The sequence below is a fragment of the Sporosarcina cascadiensis genome, assembly GCF_009650995.1.
In the GTDB taxonomy this organism is placed as follows: domain Bacteria; phylum Bacillota; class Bacilli; order Bacillales_A; family Planococcaceae; genus Sporosarcina; species Sporosarcina cascadiensis.
Genome location: NZ_WHVV01000001.1, coordinates 293,099 through 311,960, shown reverse-complemented (window position 1 = coordinate 311,960; position 18,862 = coordinate 293,099). Strand labels below are relative to the sequence as shown.

At 44.7% G+C, this 18,862-nt stretch carries 19 protein-coding genes and 1 other annotated feature; all 19 genes read left to right on the top strand.

The features are described from left to right. The first annotated feature begins 49 nt into the window (after positions 1 to 49). The 19 genes from mraY (at position 50) to ileS (ending at position 18,727) form a co-directional block, all read left to right on the top strand. Positions 50 to 1,021, top strand: coding sequence for a phospho-N-acetylmuramoyl-pentapeptide-transferase (gene mraY, locus GDZ68_RS01545; RefSeq protein ID WP_153720511.1), 972 nt, complete (start codon positions 50 to 52; stop codon positions 1,019 to 1,021). Further along, a complete protein-coding gene (gene murD, locus GDZ68_RS01540) occupies positions 1,022 to 2,371 on the top strand; it encodes a UDP-N-acetylmuramoyl-L-alanine--D-glutamate ligase (RefSeq protein ID WP_153720510.1) in 1,350 nt (449 codons plus the stop codon). A gap of 57 nt (positions 2,372 to 2,428) precedes the next feature. Then, the gene (gene ftsW / locus GDZ68_RS01535) at positions 2,429 to 3,517 is read left to right on the top strand and encodes a putative lipid II flippase FtsW (RefSeq protein ID WP_153720509.1); all 1,089 of its coding nucleotides are present in this window, start codon (positions 2,429 to 2,431) and stop codon (positions 3,515 to 3,517) included. A gap of 15 nt (positions 3,518 to 3,532) precedes the next feature. Next, the gene (locus tag GDZ68_RS01530) at positions 3,533 to 4,318 is read left to right on the top strand and encodes a cell division protein FtsQ/DivIB (protein WP_153720508.1); all 786 of its coding nucleotides are present in this window, start codon (positions 3,533 to 3,535) and stop codon (positions 4,316 to 4,318) included. After that, positions 4,290 to 5,015, top strand: coding sequence for a DUF881 domain-containing protein (locus GDZ68_RS01525; RefSeq protein ID WP_153720507.1), 726 nt, complete (start codon positions 4,290 to 4,292; stop codon positions 5,013 to 5,015). The genes GDZ68_RS01530 and GDZ68_RS01525 overlap by 29 nt, the downstream gene beginning before the upstream one ends. 19 nt (positions 5,016 to 5,034) lie before the next feature. Continuing rightward, positions 5,035 to 5,754 (top strand): DUF881 domain-containing protein, encoded by a 720-nt coding sequence (locus GDZ68_RS01520; RefSeq protein ID WP_153720506.1) that lies wholly within the window; start codon positions 5,035 to 5,037, stop codon positions 5,752 to 5,754. Between the two features lie 4 nt (positions 5,755 to 5,758). Continuing rightward, positions 5,759 to 6,124, top strand: coding sequence for a small basic family protein (locus GDZ68_RS01515; RefSeq protein WP_153720505.1), 366 nt, complete (start codon positions 5,759 to 5,761; stop codon positions 6,122 to 6,124). A 100-nt stretch (positions 6,125 to 6,224) separates the two neighbouring features. Continuing rightward, on the top strand, positions 6,225 to 7,511 hold the full coding sequence (gene ftsA / locus GDZ68_RS01510; RefSeq protein WP_153720504.1) for a cell division protein FtsA: 1,287 nt from the start codon (positions 6,225 to 6,227) through the stop codon (positions 7,509 to 7,511). A 46-nt stretch (positions 7,512 to 7,557) separates the two neighbouring features. Further along, complete coding sequence (gene ftsZ, locus GDZ68_RS01505; protein ID WP_153720503.1) at positions 7,558 to 8,730, top strand: cell division protein FtsZ; 1,173 nt, start codon at positions 7,558 to 7,560, stop codon at positions 8,728 to 8,730. A 1,096-nt stretch (positions 8,731 to 9,826) separates the two neighbouring features. Beyond that, entirely contained in the window at positions 9,827 to 10,675 is an 849-nt protein-coding gene (locus tag GDZ68_RS01500; RefSeq protein WP_153720502.1) for a sigma-E processing peptidase SpoIIGA, read from the top strand. Continuing rightward, positions 10,669 to 11,379, top strand: a complete 711-nt coding sequence (sigE, locus tag GDZ68_RS01495; RefSeq protein WP_153720501.1) for an RNA polymerase sporulation sigma factor SigE — start codon at positions 10,669 to 10,671, stop codon at positions 11,377 to 11,379. Before GDZ68_RS01500 ends, sigE begins: the two co-directional genes overlap by 7 nt. Before the next feature lie 104 nt (positions 11,380 to 11,483). Continuing rightward, complete coding sequence (gene sigG, locus GDZ68_RS01490; RefSeq protein ID WP_153720500.1) at positions 11,484 to 12,272, top strand: RNA polymerase sporulation sigma factor SigG; 789 nt, start codon at positions 11,484 to 11,486, stop codon at positions 12,270 to 12,272. A 95-nt stretch (positions 12,273 to 12,367) separates the two neighbouring features. Beyond that, positions 12,368 to 12,613 (top strand): PRC-barrel domain-containing protein, encoded by a 246-nt coding sequence (locus tag GDZ68_RS01485; protein WP_153720499.1) that lies wholly within the window; start codon positions 12,368 to 12,370, stop codon positions 12,611 to 12,613. Between the two features lie 66 nt (positions 12,614 to 12,679). Next, the gene (locus tag GDZ68_RS01480) at positions 12,680 to 13,369 is read left to right on the top strand and encodes a YggS family pyridoxal phosphate-dependent enzyme (protein WP_408020111.1); all 690 of its coding nucleotides are present in this window, start codon (positions 12,680 to 12,682) and stop codon (positions 13,367 to 13,369) included. Next, a complete protein-coding gene (locus tag GDZ68_RS01475; RefSeq protein WP_153720497.1) occupies positions 13,366 to 13,815 on the top strand; it encodes a cell division protein SepF in 450 nt (149 codons plus the stop codon). The genes GDZ68_RS01480 and GDZ68_RS01475 overlap by 4 nt, the downstream gene beginning before the upstream one ends. 83 nt (positions 13,816 to 13,898) lie before the next feature. Next, positions 13,899 to 14,186 carry a YggT family protein gene (locus GDZ68_RS01470; protein WP_153720496.1) on the top strand — a complete coding sequence of 96 codons (288 nt, stop codon included), beginning with the start codon at positions 13,899 to 13,901 and terminating at the stop codon, positions 14,184 to 14,186. Between the two features lie 63 nt (positions 14,187 to 14,249). Next, a complete protein-coding gene (locus tag GDZ68_RS01465; RefSeq protein ID WP_153720495.1) occupies positions 14,250 to 15,026 on the top strand; it encodes a YlmH family RNA-binding protein in 777 nt (258 codons plus the stop codon). 99 nt (positions 15,027 to 15,125) lie between these two features. After that, positions 15,126 to 15,635 carry a DivIVA domain-containing protein gene (locus tag GDZ68_RS01460; protein ID WP_153720494.1) on the top strand — a complete coding sequence of 170 codons (510 nt, stop codon included), beginning with the start codon at positions 15,126 to 15,128 and terminating at the stop codon, positions 15,633 to 15,635. Positions 15,636 to 15,685: 50 nt separating this feature from the next. Continuing rightward, positions 15,686 to 15,898: a binding site (T-box leader), on the top strand. A gap of 69 nt (positions 15,899 to 15,967) precedes the next feature. Next, complete coding sequence (gene ileS / locus GDZ68_RS01455; protein WP_153720493.1) at positions 15,968 to 18,727, top strand: isoleucine--tRNA ligase; 2,760 nt, start codon at positions 15,968 to 15,970, stop codon at positions 18,725 to 18,727. The last annotated feature ends 135 nt before the right edge of the window (positions 18,728 to 18,862 follow it).

The following is an 18,862-nucleotide window of genomic DNA, read 5'->3' as shown; positions in this document are numbered from 1 at the left end:
TCGCAGGATCCAAGAGCGGATCTGCTGTTAATCAGAAGGAGAACCTATCATGACACTAGGTACGACAGTCACGACAATTGCTGCAGCTTTCTTTGTTTCAGCAATTGTCGGGGTGATCATCATCCCATTACTCAGAAGGCTGAAGTTCGGCCAAAGCATTCGTGAGGAAGGTCCGCAGGCTCATATGAAAAAAGCCGGTACGCCGACAATGGGCGGATTGATCTTCCTCATCTCTATCACAATAACCACACTAGTTTTATCTTACATATACGATACGCTGACCACCCATACGATTGTACTGTTGATCGTACTGCTCGGTTATGGGTTCATCGGCTTTTTAGATGACTTTATTATAATTGTCGCAAAACGAAACTTAGGGTTAACGTCACTTCAGAAGTTGATAGGCCAGATTATTATTGCGATTCTCGCCTTTTTCTTATTGAAACTCGGGCCGTTTGAAACAGTAGTCACCATTCCATTCACGACGATGGGAATAGATCTTGGTGTGTTTTACGTAGCCTTTCTGATTTTTTGGCTGGTAGGCTTCTCAAATGCGGTAAACCTTACGGATGGACTCGACGGCCTGGTCGGCGGAACGTCCACGATCGCATTTACAGCATTTGGCGTGTTCGCTCTGGTCTATGAGCAAAATGATATTGCGTTATTTGCTTTTGTAGTGGCGGGCGCCATGCTCGGATTCTTACTGTTCAACAGTAAGCCGGCTAAAGTGTTCATGGGCGATACAGGATCTCTTGCACTGGGCGGTGCGCTGGCGATGCTGTCCGTGTTGATCAAACAAGAATTATTGCTGCTGGTGATTGGGATCGTTTTCGTAATCGAAACGCTGTCTGTCATCATTCAAGTTGCCAGTTTTAAACTGACAGGAAAACGGGTTTTTAAAATGAGTCCGATCCATCATCACTTTGAATTATCCGGCTGGTCAGAATGGAAAGTGGTTCTCGTGTTTTGGGGAGTGGCGTTATTGGCTGCACTCGTACCTGTCTTTTTGGAGGTTATGTAAATGAAGAATACAGATCAGTTTATAGGGAAAAGAGTGCTTGTTGTAGGGCTGGCGAAAAGCGGAGTAGCTGCTGCCGGCCTGCTGCATCGGATCGGCGCAGCTGTTGTCGTTAATGATGCGAAATCAATAGAAGGCAATGAAGAAGCGGCGGAACTTCAGAAACAGGGGATTGAAGTAATCGGCGGCGGGCATCCAAGTGATTTATTGGACCGGGGTTTCGATTTCATCGTAAAAAATCCGGGAATCCCTTATACAAACCCATTGATTGCTCAAGCGGTCTCCGCGAATATTCCGGTTTGGACAGAAATTGAATTGGCAGGGCGGATCAGTGAAGCTTCAATAATCGCCATTACAGGATCTAATGGTAAAACAACGACGACGACTTTGCTCTACCATATGCTGAATATTGGCAAGAAAAAGCCGTTGATTGCCGGTAACATCGGAACAGTTGCCTGTACGGTGGCAGAAGAAGCTGAGGCGGACGAAATTATGGTACTGGAAGCTTCTTCTTTCCAATTGGCAGGAACGGAAAGTTTCAAGCCGCATATTGCGATATTCACAAATTTATATGAAGCACATTTAGATTATCACGGTTCACTCGATGAATATCTGGATGCGAAGCTGCAGGTTGCACGCAATCAGACAGATGAGGATTATTTGATTTTCAATCAGGATCAGGAAGCTGTGGACCGTTCAATCTCTCCGATGCGATCCCGGAAGGTTCCCTTTACCACACTCGGTAAAAGGGAAGAGGGGATTTCAGCCGACCGAGAGTGGATTTATTGGCTTGGCGAACCGTACATTGAGACAAAGATCATCAAATTACCCGGACGTCACAACTTAGAAAATATTTTAGCGGCCGTTGCGGCAGCAATTCTTTCCGGCTGTGACAAGCCGTCAATTGAAAATGTCTTAAGTTCATTTACTGGCGTGCGCCACCGTATGCAGTATGTAAGAGAAGTGCATGGCAGAACCATTTTTAATGATTCCAAAGCAACGAATACACTGGCTACAAAAAGCGCACTGTCGTCATTCAAAAATCCCATCGTACTGCTTGCGGGCGGCTTGGAACGAGGCCATTCATTTGAGGAGCTGCGTCCGTTCATGGTCAATGTCCGTGTCGTTGTAGCCATCGGAGAGACGGCGCAGCGATTCGCAGAGTTTGCGGCTGGCTGCGGTGTGACAGAAACAATTCTGGCTGATGATATGGAAGAAGCAGTAAAAGCTGCGTATGAGGCAAGTGCAGAGAATGATGTCATTCTTCTGTCGCCCAGCTGTGCAAGCTGGGATCAATATCCAAATTTTGAAATTCGGGGCGACCGCTTTATTGAAGAAGTAATGAAATTGTAAATAGACTGTAATAGTCGAAGCGTATAATTGCGAAACGACTGACTAATTTGCGGAAGGATGCGAACGCTGGAAAGAACTTTTCGAGCCGTCTTTTTACTGTCAGCTTTGCTTCTGTCGATTGTCGGACTGGTGTTTGTCCAATCGGCAGGTTCTTACTGGGGAGAAGTGCATTACCAGGATTCCTCTCCATTCATTGTCAAACAAGGTGTCTATATGGCTGTATCTCTTGGAGTCGCCTATGCGTTGTACAGAAGTCCTCTGACATCGAGGCCGACATTTTGGACATATTTTTACATTGGCTCCATTCTTGCGCTCGTGGCAGTCTTAATACCGGGAATCGGCGTAGTGCGCAACGGATCTCAGAGCTGGATTGCTCTCGGCCCGATCAGCTTGCAGCCTGCTGAATTTGTCAAGGTTGCGCTGCTTGGTAAATTAGCGAGCAGTATGAAAAAAGACAGCCGGAAATCTTGGCAATGGCAGCATTTTGCGTTGATATTACTGCCTGCTGCTCTGATTATGATGCAACCTGATCTGGGTTCTGCCGTCATAATGATCGTTTCAGCGTTTGTGATTCTTTTTCTGGCAGGTTATCCGCTGTCTTTCTTTATCTTTTTGTTTGTATCAGGCGCCACAGCTTTTGTCGGTCTCATATTAGCCGCGCCTTATCGATTGGACCGTATCAAATCCTATATTGATCCTTGGAATGATCCGCTGGGCACGGGTTTCCAGAGTATTCAGTCGCTGTTTGCGATTGCGCCCGGCGGTTTATTCGGACATGGCCTCGGGAACAGCCGGCAGAAGTTCCTGTATCTGCCTGAGCCGCAGAATGATTTCATTTTCTCAATTATTGCGGAAGAAATCGGTTTCATCGGCGCCGCGTGCATTGTCCTGCTGTTTATTTTACTGCTGGGGTCAGCGTTCGCGATTGCTATCCGGCTGCCCGACTGGAGTTCATTTCTGGTTGTATCCGGGATGGCGTCGATGATTCTGTTTCAAACATTTTTAAACATGGGGGTTGTGTCGGGCCTGCTGCCTGTGACGGGTGTGACATTGCCTTTCATCAGTTATGGCGGTTCGTCACTGTTGACGACCTGGCTGGCTATCGGGACTATTCTGCACTTTGCAAAAGGTAAAAAGACAGGCTGAAAGGAGAACAGTGCTATGGATAAAGTAATTGATATTGAAGAACGGATTCCGTCCATGCGCAAGAAACGCAGAAGGAAGACGAATAAGAAATTCATTCTGCTAATTGTGCTGTTTTTACTTGTTCTTTTTTCATTGCTTTATTTCCAATCTCCTTTGAGTGATGTCAAGGATATCTCCATCAACGACACTGAGCTGGCAAAAGGAACGTTTTATAAGGATCAGAGCGGTTTGTTTACAGGACAGTCATTATGGGGGTTCAAAACAGCGGATGTCGAGAAGAAACTGCTGAAAATTACAGGAGTGAAGGAAGTTTCAGTATCGCGGAAATTTTTAAATCACGTAAAAATCACCATGACGGAATGGAAGCCGATTGCGTATATAGAAAATAAAGCACAATACGATTTATTGTTAGTAAACGGAGATCGTATGGAAGTGGATAATCCGGATGCTTTGCTGCATGCTCCCATTCTGTCAGGTTTTTCCGATGCGGATAGTACTGGGCAGATGATCGGGCAGCTGCAGGAGATGGACCCTTCTGTATTTGAACTGGTTTCAGAAGTTCATTATACGGAGGAAGATAAAATTCGGGTGTTCATGAATGACGGTTATGAAGTGCATGCTGTCATCACAAGTTTTGCTGAAAAAATGTCGTACTATCCGGAAATTATTGCACAGCTGCCGAAAGAAGAAAAAGGTATTTTGGACATAGAAATTGGCGTGTTCTTTAAAACCTATACTGACTACTATGATGAACTGGGACAGGGGGGAGAAGATGAGCAAGCAAATGAAAGCAACCCGTAAGAAACAGGGGAAGCAATTCGTTTTTTCAATCGTCTTCCTGGCACTAGGTTTCATCCTGGCTTTTTCGTATCGGACGGTCGGCAGCAATCATAAAGAATTGGATGAGACGCAGACAGATTTATTCGTACAGGAAGAGAAGTACAGAGGAGAATTAATTGAGCAGCAGGAACGCAATAAGGAATTGACTGATGAGTTGTTCGATAAGCAAAAAAACATAGAGGAATTCGAGCAGGAGTTTTCGGATAAAGAAGAGAATCATGCCGTGCTCGTTGAGAAAGCAAAGGATCTCCGTTTACTGCTGGGAGTCATCCCGGCTAAAGGAACCGGCATTAAAGTGACGATGGAGGATGCGGATTACGATCCTTCCGTACAGAATCCCAATGACTATATCGTCCATGAAAGTCATGTACTGCGCGTCATGAATGAATTAAAAATTGCCGGTGCGCAGGGGATGACGATCAATGGCCAGCGGGTTAATTCAAATTCGTACATAAAGTGTACAGGCCCTGTTATTATGATAGATGGAAGAACGTTTCCAGCACCTTTCGTTATAGAGGCAATCGGTGATCCGAAAGTATTGTCGCCTGCATTGCACTTGAAGGGAGGCGTAATTGACGGGCTGTTGCGGGATAACATCGTCGTAACAACGGAAGAAGTAAAAGAAATTAATCTTCCGGCAATCCGTGATAAAGCTTGATAGGCAGAGGAGTGTTACAGTGAGTGGGAAAATAAACTGGAAGTTCACATTGATTCTGGGCCTTGTCGGCTTCATGCTGGCATTGCAATACAACTCCATTAACACGACTTCTCCCCGGGATACTCGGGATATTTGGGCGATCCGCAACGAATTAGCCAAGGAAAAGAAGATTCATTCCGAGTTACTTGGAGAAATACGCGAAGTAGACCAGACTCTCGCATCTTATGCGGAACTAACGAATGAACAGACTACAGAGGCTTTGCAACAGACATTAGATAAGTTATATACGCAAGCGGGTTTTATGCCGACCACGGGTCCAGGATTTGTAATAGAAGTTGCGCCTTCGCCTGAAAGCATCGCATTTGGTTATGAAGTGGAGCCGGTATCGTCGGAGCTGCTGACCAGGTTTATCAATGTGGTGAATCAGCATAAAGGAAACGAGCTGGAGATCGACGAGAAACGGTTTACCACACTGAGCTGGATCCGTGATATTAACGGAAAATTGACGGTCAATGGGGAGAATGTATCTACACCTCCTTTTAAAATAAAAATCGTCTCTCCAACAATTGAGGACAGCAAGAAACTTTATAATCACCTGCTGTCATCGGCAATACAGGACGAGTTTTATTTAGACGACTTAATTCTGGTGATCAGTAAACCGACAGATCAGATTACATTACAAAGCTGGACGGGTGGTTTCGAAAATCAATTTTTAAAAGAACAAACGAAGGAGGAATGACAATATGTGGCTACCATTGCTTGGGCTGCTCCTTGGCGTTTCACTTGGTTTGCTCTCGGATATACAAATTCCGCAAGTCTATAATAACTACTTATCCATCGCTATTCTCGCCGCTTTCGATACGCTGTTCGGCGGGATTAGAGCCTACCTTCAGCAAGTTTACGATGACAGAGTATTTGTATCAGGGTTTTTCTTCAATATCCTTCTTGCGGCCGCACTTGCATTTATCGGTGTGCATTTAGGGGTCGATCTATACTTGGCGGCAGTCTTTGCTTTTGGCGTGCGGCTGTTCCAGAATATCGCAGTCATACGCAGAATTTTGCTGGCAAAATGGACTTCCAGGAAACAAAATTCCGGTACGGATGTCTAGTTCCTTGCAATTAGGGAAGAAGGTGCTGAAAATATTTAGACAAAGCAATCGAAATGCAATAGAATGTAAGGTAATAGTTTCTTTTAGGAGGTGTCAATAATTGAGTCAATCATATAATTATGTATCGCTTGATATAGGATCATCTACAATTAAAGTATTGATCGGAGAAATGGATCATAATTCCCTTCATGTAATTGGCGTAGGGAATGTTCAGTCCGCAGGCATTCGAAAAGGAACAATTATTGATATCGATGCAACGGTACAGTCCATAAAAAAGGCAATTGAGCAGGCAGAAAGAATGACAGGACTGAAGATTGAAGAAGTTGTACTTGGCATTCCGGCTAACGGCGTTCAGCTTCAAGATGTCAAAGGTGTGGTGGCTGTCAACTCTGAAAATCGGGAAATCACAGATGATGATCTGGAACGCGTCATGAAATCTTCTCAAGTGATGAATGTCCCGCCTGAACGGGAGATCGTTAATCTGGTTCCTAAACAATTTATTGTGGACGATTATGATGAAATAACGGATCCTCGTGGTATGATGGGGGTTAGATTGGAAATGGACGCTACGTTAATTACAACGTCCAAAACTCTAGTACATAACATTTTGCGATGTGTGGAACGGGCCGGACTGCAAATACGTGAAATTTATTTGCAGCCGTTAGCAGCAGGTACTTTCGCTCTGTCGGAAGACGAGATGAATCATGGCACAGCGTTTATTGATATCGGCGGAGGATCCACTACGATTTCCGTTTTTGCGGAAAATCGTCTGGTGAAAACATCTGTATTGCCGATTGGCGGCGACCATATTACGAAAGATCTGTCAATCGTATTAAAGACACCGACTGAGCAGGCCCGGATGATCAAGCATCAGCATGGACATGCTTTTTACGACGATGCCTCCGACGATGAACTGTTTGAAGTTCCGGTTATCGGAGCAGATTCCAAAGATCAGTACAGTCAGCGCTATATTTCTGAAATTATCGGTTCACGGTTAGAAGAATTATTTGAACTGATCCTGGAAGATCTGTATGAATCAGGAATCAATGACCTGCCGGGCGGAATTGTCATCACCGGCGGCACTGCTAAATTAGACGGTGTGCTGCAATTGGCACGTCATATTTTCAAAACGAGAGTCCGGCTGTATACACCTGAATATATAGGTGTAAGAGAGCCGATGTATTCCACTGCAGTAGGTTTAATCCGCTATGCGTACATGGAAGATGTATTTTTCGGCCATGAAGGCGGACAAGCTGGTCTTTCACAGACAGATGATGCAGTATATGAAACCGCGGAACAAGCGCCTAAGCCTGCAAGACCGAAGAAAGAAAAGGGCGAAGGCTTTATGAAAAAAGCTAAAAAAATGTTCGATAATTTTTTTGAATGAAACATGTGGGGCAGGGAATCGCAGATAAAGTAGAGGAGGAAAACCAATGCTTGAATTTGATACGAATGTAGATGCGTTAGCAGTGATAAAAGTAATTGGAGTAGGCGGCGGTGGAAACAATGCGGTCAACCGAATGATCGAACACGGAGTACAGGGTGTAGAATTTATTGCAGTCAATACGGATGCACAGGCTTTAAAACTTTCATCGGCAGAAGTAAAGCTGCAGATCGGGGAGAAATTGACACGCGGTTTAGGTGCGGGTGCTAATCCGGAAGTCGGTAAAAAGGCTGCTGAAGAGAGTAAAGAACAGCTAGAAGAAGCATTGCGCGGGGCAGATATGGTATTTGTAACTGCTGGTATGGGTGGAGGTACCGGAACGGGTGCAGCTCCTGTTATCGCTCAAATTGCTAAAGATTTGGGTGCACTGACAGTAGGTGTTGTCACACGTCCATTCACATTCGAAGGAAGAAAGCGTCAGACACAAGCAATCGGCGGTATAACAGGCATGAAGGAAGCAGTGGATACGCTGATCGTGATTCCAAACGATAAGCTTCTGGAGATTGTGGATAAAAATACTCCGATGCTGGAAGCGTTCCGGGAAGCAGACAATGTACTGCGTCAAGGTGTTCAAGGTATTTCCGATTTGATCGCGGTTCCCGGCCTCATCAACCTGGATTTCGCGGACGTCAAAACGATCATGTCCAATAAAGGTTCTGCTCTAATGGGAATCGGTATGTCTACTGGAGAAAACAGAGCGGCAGAAGCAGCGAAAAAAGCAATCTCCAGCCCATTGCTTGAAACATCGATCGACGGGGCAAAAGGTGTTTTGATGAACATCACCGGCGGATCAAACCTGAGCTTGTTTGAAGTACAGGAAGCAGCTGATATCGTAGCTTCCGCATCAGACGAAGATGTAAATATGATCTTCGGTTCTGTGATTAACGATGATCTGAAGGATGAAATCATCGTAACAGTCATTGCGACCGGTTTTAATGAAGAGCATCTGACGGCACCGAGACCAAGCAGAAATTCAGGAGCCGGGGTCGGAAGTGGCATGCGTCAGCGCGAAAACAAGCCGCAGCAGCAGGCACCAGTGCAAAGCAGACGCGAAGAGCCGCGCTACGAGCAGCCTGAACAGCCAAGACAGCCGCAGACAAACCAGCACGAAGAGCAACTGGATATCCCAACGTTCTTGCGCAATCGTCAGCGCCGTAAGTAATAATAATTCAAAGCTTTCCGTCAGAGAAGTAATTCTCTGCTGGAAAGCTTTTTTGTAGTTATGCAGTAGGGTAAGTGGAAAGAGACCGTTTCCCTACGTTCTAGGCGGACGCGTGTCTTGCGGGCCCGCGGTGAGCCGACTTGGTCGCAAGCTCCCGCAAGTCGTCTCACCTGTCGGGCTGATACTCCCAGAGTGGTTTTGTCGCGGGCTTCCACTCCGGTACACTGGCTGGTTTTTCAGAAATTTTTATGTGAGTGGCAGTATGAGCATATTATTTGAGACTCTTATAAAAGTATGTTGTTCATGCAATGCTTAGCATTCTACAATTGCTTAGATACTTGTGATTAATGCATTTGCAAAGTCGTAAAACGAAAATTCACCAACTAAACTCTTATCCTGCAAAAAATCAGTATGACTTATTTTCTGCGACACAAGCGAAGGCGCAACTGCGGGGTCGGCCGTTGCTATAAGACTGCTGGCATGCCCTTCGCCAGTAGGCTTATAGCGTAAGGCAATCCCCCAGCGCGTAGCGAATTTAAACTGCAAACCCATACTTCATTCAAACTACCCGCAAAGTCGAGCAACGAAGCCATATCATACCAACTAAATCCACAACATACCAAAAAGCTGCATGACCTGCCTTCCATATACCAGCGAAGGAGCAACTAACGGGCCGGCTATGAGCGCGGAGGCCGGTTCAATGATCACGACGGGATGCGGTATGATCACGCATCCGAGCCGAATGATCACGTGGCCGGTGGGTATGAGCGGCTAAGGCTGGGCTATGAGCGCTTGAGCGGGTACTATGATCATCCGCCAAGCTTCTTTGGCAGATAGGCACGTTCTCCGCCAGCAAGCTCATAGCGTAAGGCAATCCCCCAGCGCCGCAGCGGTTTTAAACTGCAAATTCATACCTCATTCAAATTGCTTGCAAAGTCGAGCAACGAAACAAAACAAAACCAGCTCAAGCCAAACTCTTGAAAATACACAACACCAACCAAATTAAAATTTTGTCGAAGGCTTTGCGAAAAACTTTCCGCAGCCTGACATTTTTTTTAGGACGGCCGTGATAATCTATTTCTAAGGAGGCCGGCATATGTATGCGGAACTGATGATAGGAATTAATATGCTCTTTAACTATGCAATCCTGTCATTCACTAATAAAGTCGGAAATCACCAGACGGGCAGAAGGAGGCTGTGGAGCGCCTCGTTTATCGGAGCCTTCTTTATTACTATGTTTCCCCATTCTGTGCCAGCGATCATCTTTACTTTTTTAGGAATGACCTATATTGCCTTTGGACAAACGCTCAGCAGTTGGAAAAATGCTGCACCGGCAGTTCTGATCGCCGCTTTTTTTGCCGGCGGACTGCTGACACTGATCTATTCAAAAATAGCTATTGCACAAAACAATCTTTTTGTGTTATTTGCTGTGGGAATTGCGTACATCGCACTTTATATCTTCAAAATTAAGTGGCTGGATACCCGCAAAGACAGCAGACTGCAGCGTCTCACGGCAGATTCTGAGCTGATGCTGTGGAAACAGGAAATACCGCTGAAAGTATTTATCGATACCGGCAATCACTGTGTGGAGCCGATTTCAGGTGCGTCTGTTCATTTTATTGCTTTCGAAGCTGTAAAAGAACAGCTGCCTGCTGATTTTTCAACTGCTTTGCAAAAATGGAGCCCTGATACTTCGCCGGACCTGTCACAATTTCCTGCAGTTTACCAAAAAGATCTTCGATTAATTCGTCTGCAAACCGTGCAGGGCGCTTCGTGGACAGTCGGAATCAAGTATGACAGCTGGCATATAGACGGACAGCCACTGCCTGCCGGCTATGCCGTGCTGACAAAAGAACAGCGGAAATACCCGCAAGGTGCATCCGCTATACTGCAAGTCAGCGCACTGGAAATAATGAAAGAGGAAAGGAGAATAGAGACATGTTAACGGATGTGAAAAAGTGGATTTCCTATCTGGCGGGTTTCTTCAGGAAAAAGAATGGAACATTTTATATCGGAGGACATGAATCCCTCCCGAAACCGCTCGATAAAGAAAAGGAAGCCATTACGATACAAGCTTTGATGAACGGAGACCCGGCAGCTCGTGACACACTGATTGAAAAAAATCTTCGCCTGGTAGTCTATATTGCGAGACGTTTTGATAATACGAATACAAATATTGAAGACCTGATCAGCATCGGTACGATCGGACTTATAAAAGCGATAGAGACATTCAAAGCGGATAAAAATATTAAGCTGGCCACATATGCTTCCCGCTGTATTGAAAATGAAATTCTGATGCATCTGCGTAAAACCAACAGGATGCGTTCGGAAATTTCATTCGATGAACCGCTTAACTCCGATGCAGACGGAAATGAACTTCTGCTGTCCGATATATTGGGAACAGATGAAGACATTATTACAGATGATGTAGAAAAGAAACTGGAACGCCAGTATATGATTGATGCGATTTCTGGGCTTGATGATAGAGAACGATATATTATGGAACAGCGTTTTGGACTGATGGGCACGATGGAAATGACGCAGAAAGAAGTGGCCGATCTACTGGGGATCTCACAGTCCTATATATCGAGACTGGAAAAGAAAATCATCTCTGAACTTCGTGACCGACTGAATCAGCCGATTTCCTAATTGGCTGCATCGGTAGAAATTGGCGAATTTCAAAACCGCATATTCTAAAGACTTGAGGACAAACTACTTTGTACACTCACCTATAGAATGCGGAGGAATAGCCAATGGTACGTACAAGAGTAGAAATTTGTGGAATCAATACGTCCGAACTGCCATTATTGACAAGCGATGTAATGAAAGAGACTTTCATTCGTTTGCAAAGTGGTGATGAATTCGCCAGAGATGAATTGGTGTTTGCGAACTTGCGTCTCGTACTCAGTCTGGTACAGCGTTTTAATTACCGTGGAGAACAGGCTGACGATTTATTCCAAGTAGGCTGTATTGGATTGCTGAAAGCCATTGATAATTTTGATTTGAAACACAATGTTCGATTTTCAACGTATGCGGTACCCATGATCATAGGAGAAATTAAGCGCCATCTCCGTGACCACCATGCCGTCCGGGTATCAAGATCATTGCGTGATATCGCATATAAAGCCATTAAGGCAAAAGAAGAGTATATCAATGAACATCAGCACGAACCGCGCATCTCAGACTTAGAAAAAATGACAGGTATTCCGGAAGAAGATATTTTATTCGCACTGGATGCCATCCAAGATCCCATGTCATTGCATGAGCCGATGAACAGTGATGGCGGGGATCCGATCTATATGATGGATCAACTGCAGGATCAGCGTGTCTCAGAGGAACGCTGGATGACGTATGTGTCGATAAAAGACAGCGTAGATGAGTTGGACGAACGTCAGCAGCTCATCGTCTCCAAACGCTTTTACCTGGGACAGACACAAACAGAAATTGCGAAGGAACTTGGAATATCCCAAGCTCAGATCTCCCGAATTGAAAAGCATGCGATGGAAAAGATCCGATTAGGCATTGAGCAGAAGAATAGTTAAGTGACAGCCGTTACAATGCCCCGATCGGATTGTGACGGCTTTTTGCGTTCTCGATAAAAGACACTAAGCATAGTATGAAATAAGGAGGGGAAACTATGCGTTTTTCCAGCTTGCAGAAAAAAGAAGTGATTGAAATAAAAAAAGGTTCATTTCTTGGCTTCGTCCAAGATGCTACGATTGATATTACCAGCGGCAAAATAGATAAACTGCATATAGGCGAAATTCAACGTTCTTTTTTCTCAGATTCAAAATCAAAAGGCGTGCAAAAGGTTGGCTACGCCGATGTCAAAACCATAGGGAAAGATATTGTGCTTGTCCAGAAGAAACACTCAAATCAATGACTAATCGTTGATATCTAGTGCCTCGCTTGATACAATGTAGCAAAGAAGAAGAAAAGTAGTGATATTGTGGAAGTGAAACAACGGTTAGCAACTATACAGCAGCAAATAAACGAAACTTGTAAAAAAATGGGTCGAAACCCGGAAGAACTCACATTAATAGCGGTTACTAAATCGGTATCTTCCAAAAGGGCACAGTCCCTGGCAGATCTTGGTGTGAAAGATTTTGGAGAAAACCGACTGGAAGGACTTCTGGATAAACAGGAGAATATCCAAGAGGAAGTGAACTGGCATTTTATAGGCAATCTGCAGACACGCAAAGTGAAAGAGCTGATTGATACGATTGACTGCCTTCATTCTGTTGACCGCATGAGTCTTGTGAAAGAAGTGAATAAAAGAGCCTTCAGGCCATTGGATTGCTTTGTTCAAGTCAATGTCTCCGGGGAAGAATCAAAGTCTGGTATTACACCGGCTGAAGCCGATGCATTCTTTGAGCAATTAGCAGAGTATGAGAACGTTCATGTCATTGGATTAATGACGATGGCACCTGACACAGAGGATGAATCTGTCATCCGCAGCGTTTTCCGTTCATTACGGGAAATACGTGACAAAATCGCTGCAAAAAAATTGCCGTATGCCCCGTGCACACAATTATCGATGGGAATGTCCAACGACTTTATGATTGCAATCGAAGAAGGTGCAACGCATATACGGGTTGGCACCGCCTTAGTCGGATCAGAAAGCGAGGAAGACAAATGAGCCTCAAAAAACGATTTGAGAAATTGTTTTGGTTGGAAGAAGAGGAAACAGTCACTGAATCTGCGGGCAGACAACCGATTGCAAATCAGCCGCCTGCCCGGAAAGAACCTAAAAAGACCAACACTAGGAAGCAAGTAGCTGAACCGCATCCATCCACGCCGGTCATCAGCCTGCAAAGTGTCCAAAAATCATCGAAAGTGATTTTAGTGGAGCCCCGCGCTTATGCGGAAGCCCAGGATATTGCAGAGCATTTGAAAAACAAGCGCTCCGTCGTAGTGAATTTGCAGCGGATTGACCGGGATCAAGGATTTCGCATCATCGATTTTTTAAGCGGTACTGTCTATGCACTCGGAGGAGATATTCAGCGAGTGGGCACCGATATCTTTCTATGTGCACCTGAGAACGTGGAAGTGGCAGGCTCGATTACAGAATATCTGTCCGAATAAATAGTTGAATTATTTTATTGGACAAGCAGAAGAGCCCGCGAAAGTATGAGTTAAACCATTTTGAATGAGGTGTACATGAAATTATGATCGGTTTATTGAACATTGTGTATTTAGTAGTATCCAGAGCGGTTTTAATCTATTCTTTTATTTTAATCGCCTATATTTTAATGTCCTGGATCCCGTCGACCCGTGAAACTAAAATCGGTCAGCTGATCGGGCGTGTTGCTGAACCTTATCTGGGTTTTTTCCGAAAGTTTATCCCGCCGCTCGGTATGATCGATATATCTCCGATCGTGGCATTATTTGCACTGAATCTGATCGGCAGAGGACTTGGACAGATTTACCTGATGTTATTCCAAGCGTTGATCTAAGCATAAAATAAAACTTAAATCCTCACAGGGTGGGGATTTTTTTGTACAAGGAGAAGGATTTTCATGGAATCGATTTTCCAGCATTTCAGAAAGGAAGAGCAGCCTTTTATTGAAAAGGTGAATAGCTGGGTGAAAGAAGTAGAGGATACGTATGCCCCGAAACTGACAGAATTTCTGGATCCGCGTCAGCGGTTTATAGCGGAATCCATAGTGCGTAATTCTGAGCTGATGCTTGCGGCAGAAGGAGGATTTCCGGATTCTGAGCGAAAACGGATGCTCATCTATCCGGATTACTATTCACCGGAAACGGATGAGTTTCAAATCAGTCTGTATGAAGTGCATTATCCTCAGAAATTCATTGATATGAAGCATTCACAGCTTTTAGGTTCACTGCTGTCGGTGGGAATCGACCGTTCACGATTCGGAGATATACAGATAGCTGAGGAAAAAGTGCAATTTGCAGTAGCAGAGGAAGTATCCGAATATATTCATGTCAATTTTACACAGGTCGGCAAGGTAAAAGTATCCGTTAAACCCATTCTGAATATGGCTGAAGTGATTGATGCAAAAGAAGAATGGGCGGAAGAAATGCATATTATCAGTTCGCTGCGGCTGGATACAGTTGTCGCTTCATTGACAAATTGTTCACGCGCCAAAGCTTCTTCTCTGATAAAAGGAGAAAAAGTAAAAGTAAACTGGGCGATGATCGATCAGCAGGCTTTTGAAGTGGAAGAGCATGATGTTCTGTCTGTCAGAGGCTTTGGCCGCTATAAAATCCTCAGTATTGAAGGCAGGACGAGAAAAGATAAGATTCGGGTCGTGATTGGTGCGTTAGTCTGATAGAGAAAGCCTTGATAAAATCGGTAAAGTAGTGTTTAATCAAGTAGTACAGAACAATTGAGAATTGACATGGATCAGACGGAAAGGAGAAAGCATTTCATGGCTTTAACCCCTACGGATATACATAACAAAGCATTCAGTTCGAAATTTCGCGGTTATGATGAAGACGAAGTGAATGAGTTTCTAGAGCAGGTTATGAAGGATTATGAAAACGTTATAAAGAAAAATGAAGAGCTGCAGCAGACGATTTCTCTTAATGAAGCAAAATTAGCTCATTTCAATACAATTGAAGGCACTTTGCAGAAGTCTATTCTGATTGCTCAGGAAGCGGCAGAGGATGTGCGCAGAAATGCGATACAGGAATCCAAGCTGATCGTCAAGGAATCGGAGAAAAATGCAGACCGCATTGTCAATGATGCATTGGCGCGGGCGAGAAAAGTTGCGTTGGAAGTAGAAGACTTGAAGAAACAGTCCAAGGTGTTTAGAAGCCGTTTCAAGATGATGGTGGAAGCACAGCTGGATTTAATCAAGACAGATGACTGGGATCAGCTGCTGAAGTATGAGCTGGATACGACGAGTGCAGAAAGTGCGGCAGATGAAGAATCGTAAGAACTTGACAATTCTTTGCGGCATTTTTATAATGACAATAATTACGTAAAGTAGAAGCGTCGAAAGAGACAGTACTTTCTGATTTGACCGACAGCGAGCCGGGGGCGGTGGAAGCCCGGCGGGGATGCAGAAACGAAAATCACTCCGGAGCTGGTTCGTGGATATGTACATGGACCCGGTTACACTGCCGTTAACAGTGTCTAAGCGGCAATTGGTTTCAATTGCAAGTAGGGTGGTACCGCGAGAATAACCTCGTCCCTTTTTTGGGATGGGGATTTTTTTATTTTCTTTCATAGTACTTTAGACGTAAACATAAAGAGGAGGAATTATAAATGGAATACAAAGATACATTGCTCATGCCAAAAACAGAATTTCCGATGCGCGGAAATTTACCGAATAATGAGCCGAAGATGCAAGAAAAATGGAATGAAAAAAATATCTATCAGCAGGTGCAAGAACGTACAGCAGGCAGACCCTATTTTATCCTGCATGACGGACCTCCATATGCGAACGGCGATTTGCACATGGGCCATGCGCTCAATAAAGTGCTGAAAGATTTTATCGTCCGCTATAAATCCATGTCAGGCTTCCACGCACCTTACGTCCCGGGCTGGGATACGCACGGTCTGCCGATTGAGCAGGCGCTTGTTAATAAAGGTGTAGACCGCAAGAAAATGAGCATCGCAGAATTCCGTAAAATGTGTGAAGAGTATGCTTTGGAGCAAATTAATAATCAGCGCACTCAATTCAGACGTCTTGGAGTCCGCGGCGACTGGGAAAATCCTTATATTACATTAAAGCCGGCATTTGAGTCCCGTCAGATTCAAGTATTCGGCGAGATGGCCAAAAAAGGTTATATCTATAAAGGATTGAAGCCGGTTTATTGGTCTCCTTCCAGTGAATCAGCTTTGGCAGAAGCCGAAATTGAATATCAGGATAAGAAGTCTCCTTCTATTTATGTCAGCTTCCCTGTGCGCGACGGCAAAGGGGTACTGGCTGAAGATGTAAAATTCCTAATTTGGACGACAACTCCTTGGACGATTCCTGCAAACTTGGGGATTTCTGTACACCCGGCGTTTACGTATGCAATTGTAAATGTCAATGGTGAGAAGTTTGTTGTGGCAAAGGATCTTGTGGAGTTTTTAGCTAAAGAACTAGAGTGGGAAGATTATACAGTTGAACAGGAACTGCCGGGAGCTGATTTGGACCGTATTGTGGCGAAGCATCCATTCTATGACCGCGATTCACTTGTCATGCTGGGCGAGCACGTGACAGCAGATGCTGGTACCGGATGTGTTCATACGGCACCTGGTCACGGTGAGGACGACTTCTACGTCAGTAAAGCATATGGTATTGATGCTTTGTCTCCAATCAACGACCGCGGCGTCATGACAGACGAAGCGCCGTTCTTTGAAGGTATGTTCTACGAAGATGCCAATAAAGCAGTCACAGAAAAGCTTAAAGAAGTCGGCGCACTTCAGAAGCTTTCATTTATCACTCACTCGTACCCGCATGACTGGCGTACGAAAAAGCCGGTTATTTACCGTGCGACAGCTCAGTGGTTTGCATCGATTGAATTATTCAGAGAGGACTTGCTGGAAGCTATCCGTAAAACAGAGTTCACGCCTTCATGGGGTGAAACACGTCTGTTCAATATGGTTCGTGACCGCGGAGACTGGTGTATTTCCCGCCAGCGTGTATGGGGTGTTCCCATTCCGGTATTTTACGCGGAAAACGGCGATGCCATTCTGACTGATGAAACAATTGGCCATGTGGCAAAATTATTCCGCGAAAATGGTTCGAACATCTGGTTTGAACGTTCTGCAAAAGAACTGCTGCCTGAAGGCTTTGCACACGAAGGCAGCCCGAATGGAGAGTTTACAAAAGAAACAGATATCATGGATGTTTGGTTCGATTCCGGAACGACCCACCAAGGCGTCCTGGATGAGCGTGATGACCTCGTGTATCCGGCTGACTTGTACTTGGAAGGATCCGACCAATATCGCGGCTGGTTCAACTCTTCATTGACGACGAGTGTCGCAATCAATGGAATTGCACCGTACAAAGGGATTCTGAGCCACGGCTTTACGCTGGATAAAGATGGCCGTAAAATGAGTAAATCACTTGGAAACGTGATTGTCCCTTCAAAAGTGATCAATCAATTAGGCGCTGATATTGTTCGTCTGTGGGTTGCTTCTGTCGATTATACAGCAGACGTGCGTGTATCTGATTCGAACTTCAAGCAAGTATCAGAAGTATATCGTAAAATCCGTAACACGATCCGTTTCTTGCATGGTAATGTAGCTGATTTCAATCCGTCAGCGGACCGTGTGTCATTTGAGGACATGCGTCCTGTCGATCAGTATGTCTATGTGAAACTTCAAGATTTAATTGAGGAAGTAACAACAGCATATGAAAAATATGAATTTGCAAGTGTTTATCACGCTGTAAATAATTTCTGCACAGGCGTACTGAGCTCGTTCTACCTCGATATTGCGAAAGATGTCGTGTATATCGAAGGGGCGAATCATCCTCACCGCCGTGCGATGCAGTCGGTTATGTACGATACGCTGATCACTTTAGTCAAACTGATCACACCGATCCTGCCGCACACAGCAGATGAAATGTGGAACTATCTGACAGTGAAAGAAGCTGACAGTGTTCAATTAACCGATATGCCGAAAGCTGATCAAAAAGGCGAAACGGCAGATCAACTGCGCGAACGTTTTGACGGCTTGATGGATATTCGTGATGATGTACTGAAAGCTTTGGAAGAAGCGCGAAATGCAAAAGTCATCGGGAAATCACTTGAAGCAAAAGTAACGGTTGTATTGCCCGAAGATCAGCAAGGCCTGCTGCAGGCTGAAGATATTGACTTCGCACAATTTTTCATTGTTTCTGCATTTGAAGAAAGCAAAGAGGCAGATCTGCCAAATGCACTAAAACTGGACCGTGCAACTGTGCTGGTCGAAAAAGCAGACGGTGAGAAATGTGAACGCTGCTGGACGATTTCTACAACAGTCGGGGAAGATGCAGAGCACCCTGCACTATGTACACGATGCGCAACAGTCGTAAAAGAGAACTATGCATAAGTAATCTTGATGCAAAAGCCATCATCATTCACTCGTGGATGATGATGGCTTTGCTTTTTTATTGATTGAATGCAGTAAAAAGTTAAAATGACCTGACATTGTGGTAAAATAAATTAGACATTTGCTGGACGGAGG

What these genes read in the sequence shown, in the direction of transcription:
- GDZ68_RS01465 (WP_153720495.1), top strand. Translation starts at nt 14,250, where the DNA reads ATGGAATCGATTTTCCAGCATTTCAGAAAGGAAGAGCAGCCTTTTATT.
- mraY (WP_153720511.1), top strand. Translation starts at nt 50, where the DNA reads ATGACACTAGGTACGACAGTCACGACAATTGCTGCAGCTTTCTTTGTT.
- sigE (WP_153720501.1), top strand. Translation starts at nt 10,669, where the DNA reads ATGTTAACGGATGTGAAAAAGTGGATTTCCTATCTGGCGGGTTTCTTC.
- sigG (WP_153720500.1), top strand. Translation starts at nt 11,484, where the DNA reads ATGGTACGTACAAGAGTAGAAATTTGTGGAATCAATACGTCCGAACTG.
- GDZ68_RS01500 (WP_153720502.1), top strand. Translation starts at nt 9,827, where the DNA reads ATGTATGCGGAACTGATGATAGGAATTAATATGCTCTTTAACTATGCA.
- murD (WP_153720510.1), top strand. Translation starts at nt 1,022, where the DNA reads ATGAAGAATACAGATCAGTTTATAGGGAAAAGAGTGCTTGTTGTAGGG.
- GDZ68_RS01475 (WP_153720497.1), top strand. Translation starts at nt 13,366, where the DNA reads ATGAGCCTCAAAAAACGATTTGAGAAATTGTTTTGGTTGGAAGAAGAG.
- GDZ68_RS01525 (WP_153720507.1), top strand. Translation starts at nt 4,290, where the DNA reads ATGAGCAAGCAAATGAAAGCAACCCGTAAGAAACAGGGGAAGCAATTC.
- ftsW (WP_153720509.1), top strand. Translation starts at nt 2,429, where the DNA reads ATGCGAACGCTGGAAAGAACTTTTCGAGCCGTCTTTTTACTGTCAGCT.
- GDZ68_RS01485 (WP_153720499.1), top strand. Translation starts at nt 12,368, where the DNA reads ATGCGTTTTTCCAGCTTGCAGAAAAAAGAAGTGATTGAAATAAAAAAA.
- GDZ68_RS01470 (WP_153720496.1), top strand. Translation starts at nt 13,899, where the DNA reads ATGATCGGTTTATTGAACATTGTGTATTTAGTAGTATCCAGAGCGGTT.
- GDZ68_RS01515 (WP_153720505.1), top strand. Translation starts at nt 5,759, where the DNA reads ATGTGGCTACCATTGCTTGGGCTGCTCCTTGGCGTTTCACTTGGTTTG.
- ftsZ (WP_153720503.1), top strand. Translation starts at nt 7,558, where the DNA reads ATGCTTGAATTTGATACGAATGTAGATGCGTTAGCAGTGATAAAAGTA.
- GDZ68_RS01460 (WP_153720494.1), top strand. Translation starts at nt 15,126, where the DNA reads ATGGCTTTAACCCCTACGGATATACATAACAAAGCATTCAGTTCGAAA.
- GDZ68_RS01530 (WP_153720508.1), top strand. Translation starts at nt 3,533, where the DNA reads ATGGATAAAGTAATTGATATTGAAGAACGGATTCCGTCCATGCGCAAG.
- ileS (WP_153720493.1), top strand. Translation starts at nt 15,968, where the DNA reads ATGGAATACAAAGATACATTGCTCATGCCAAAAACAGAATTTCCGATG.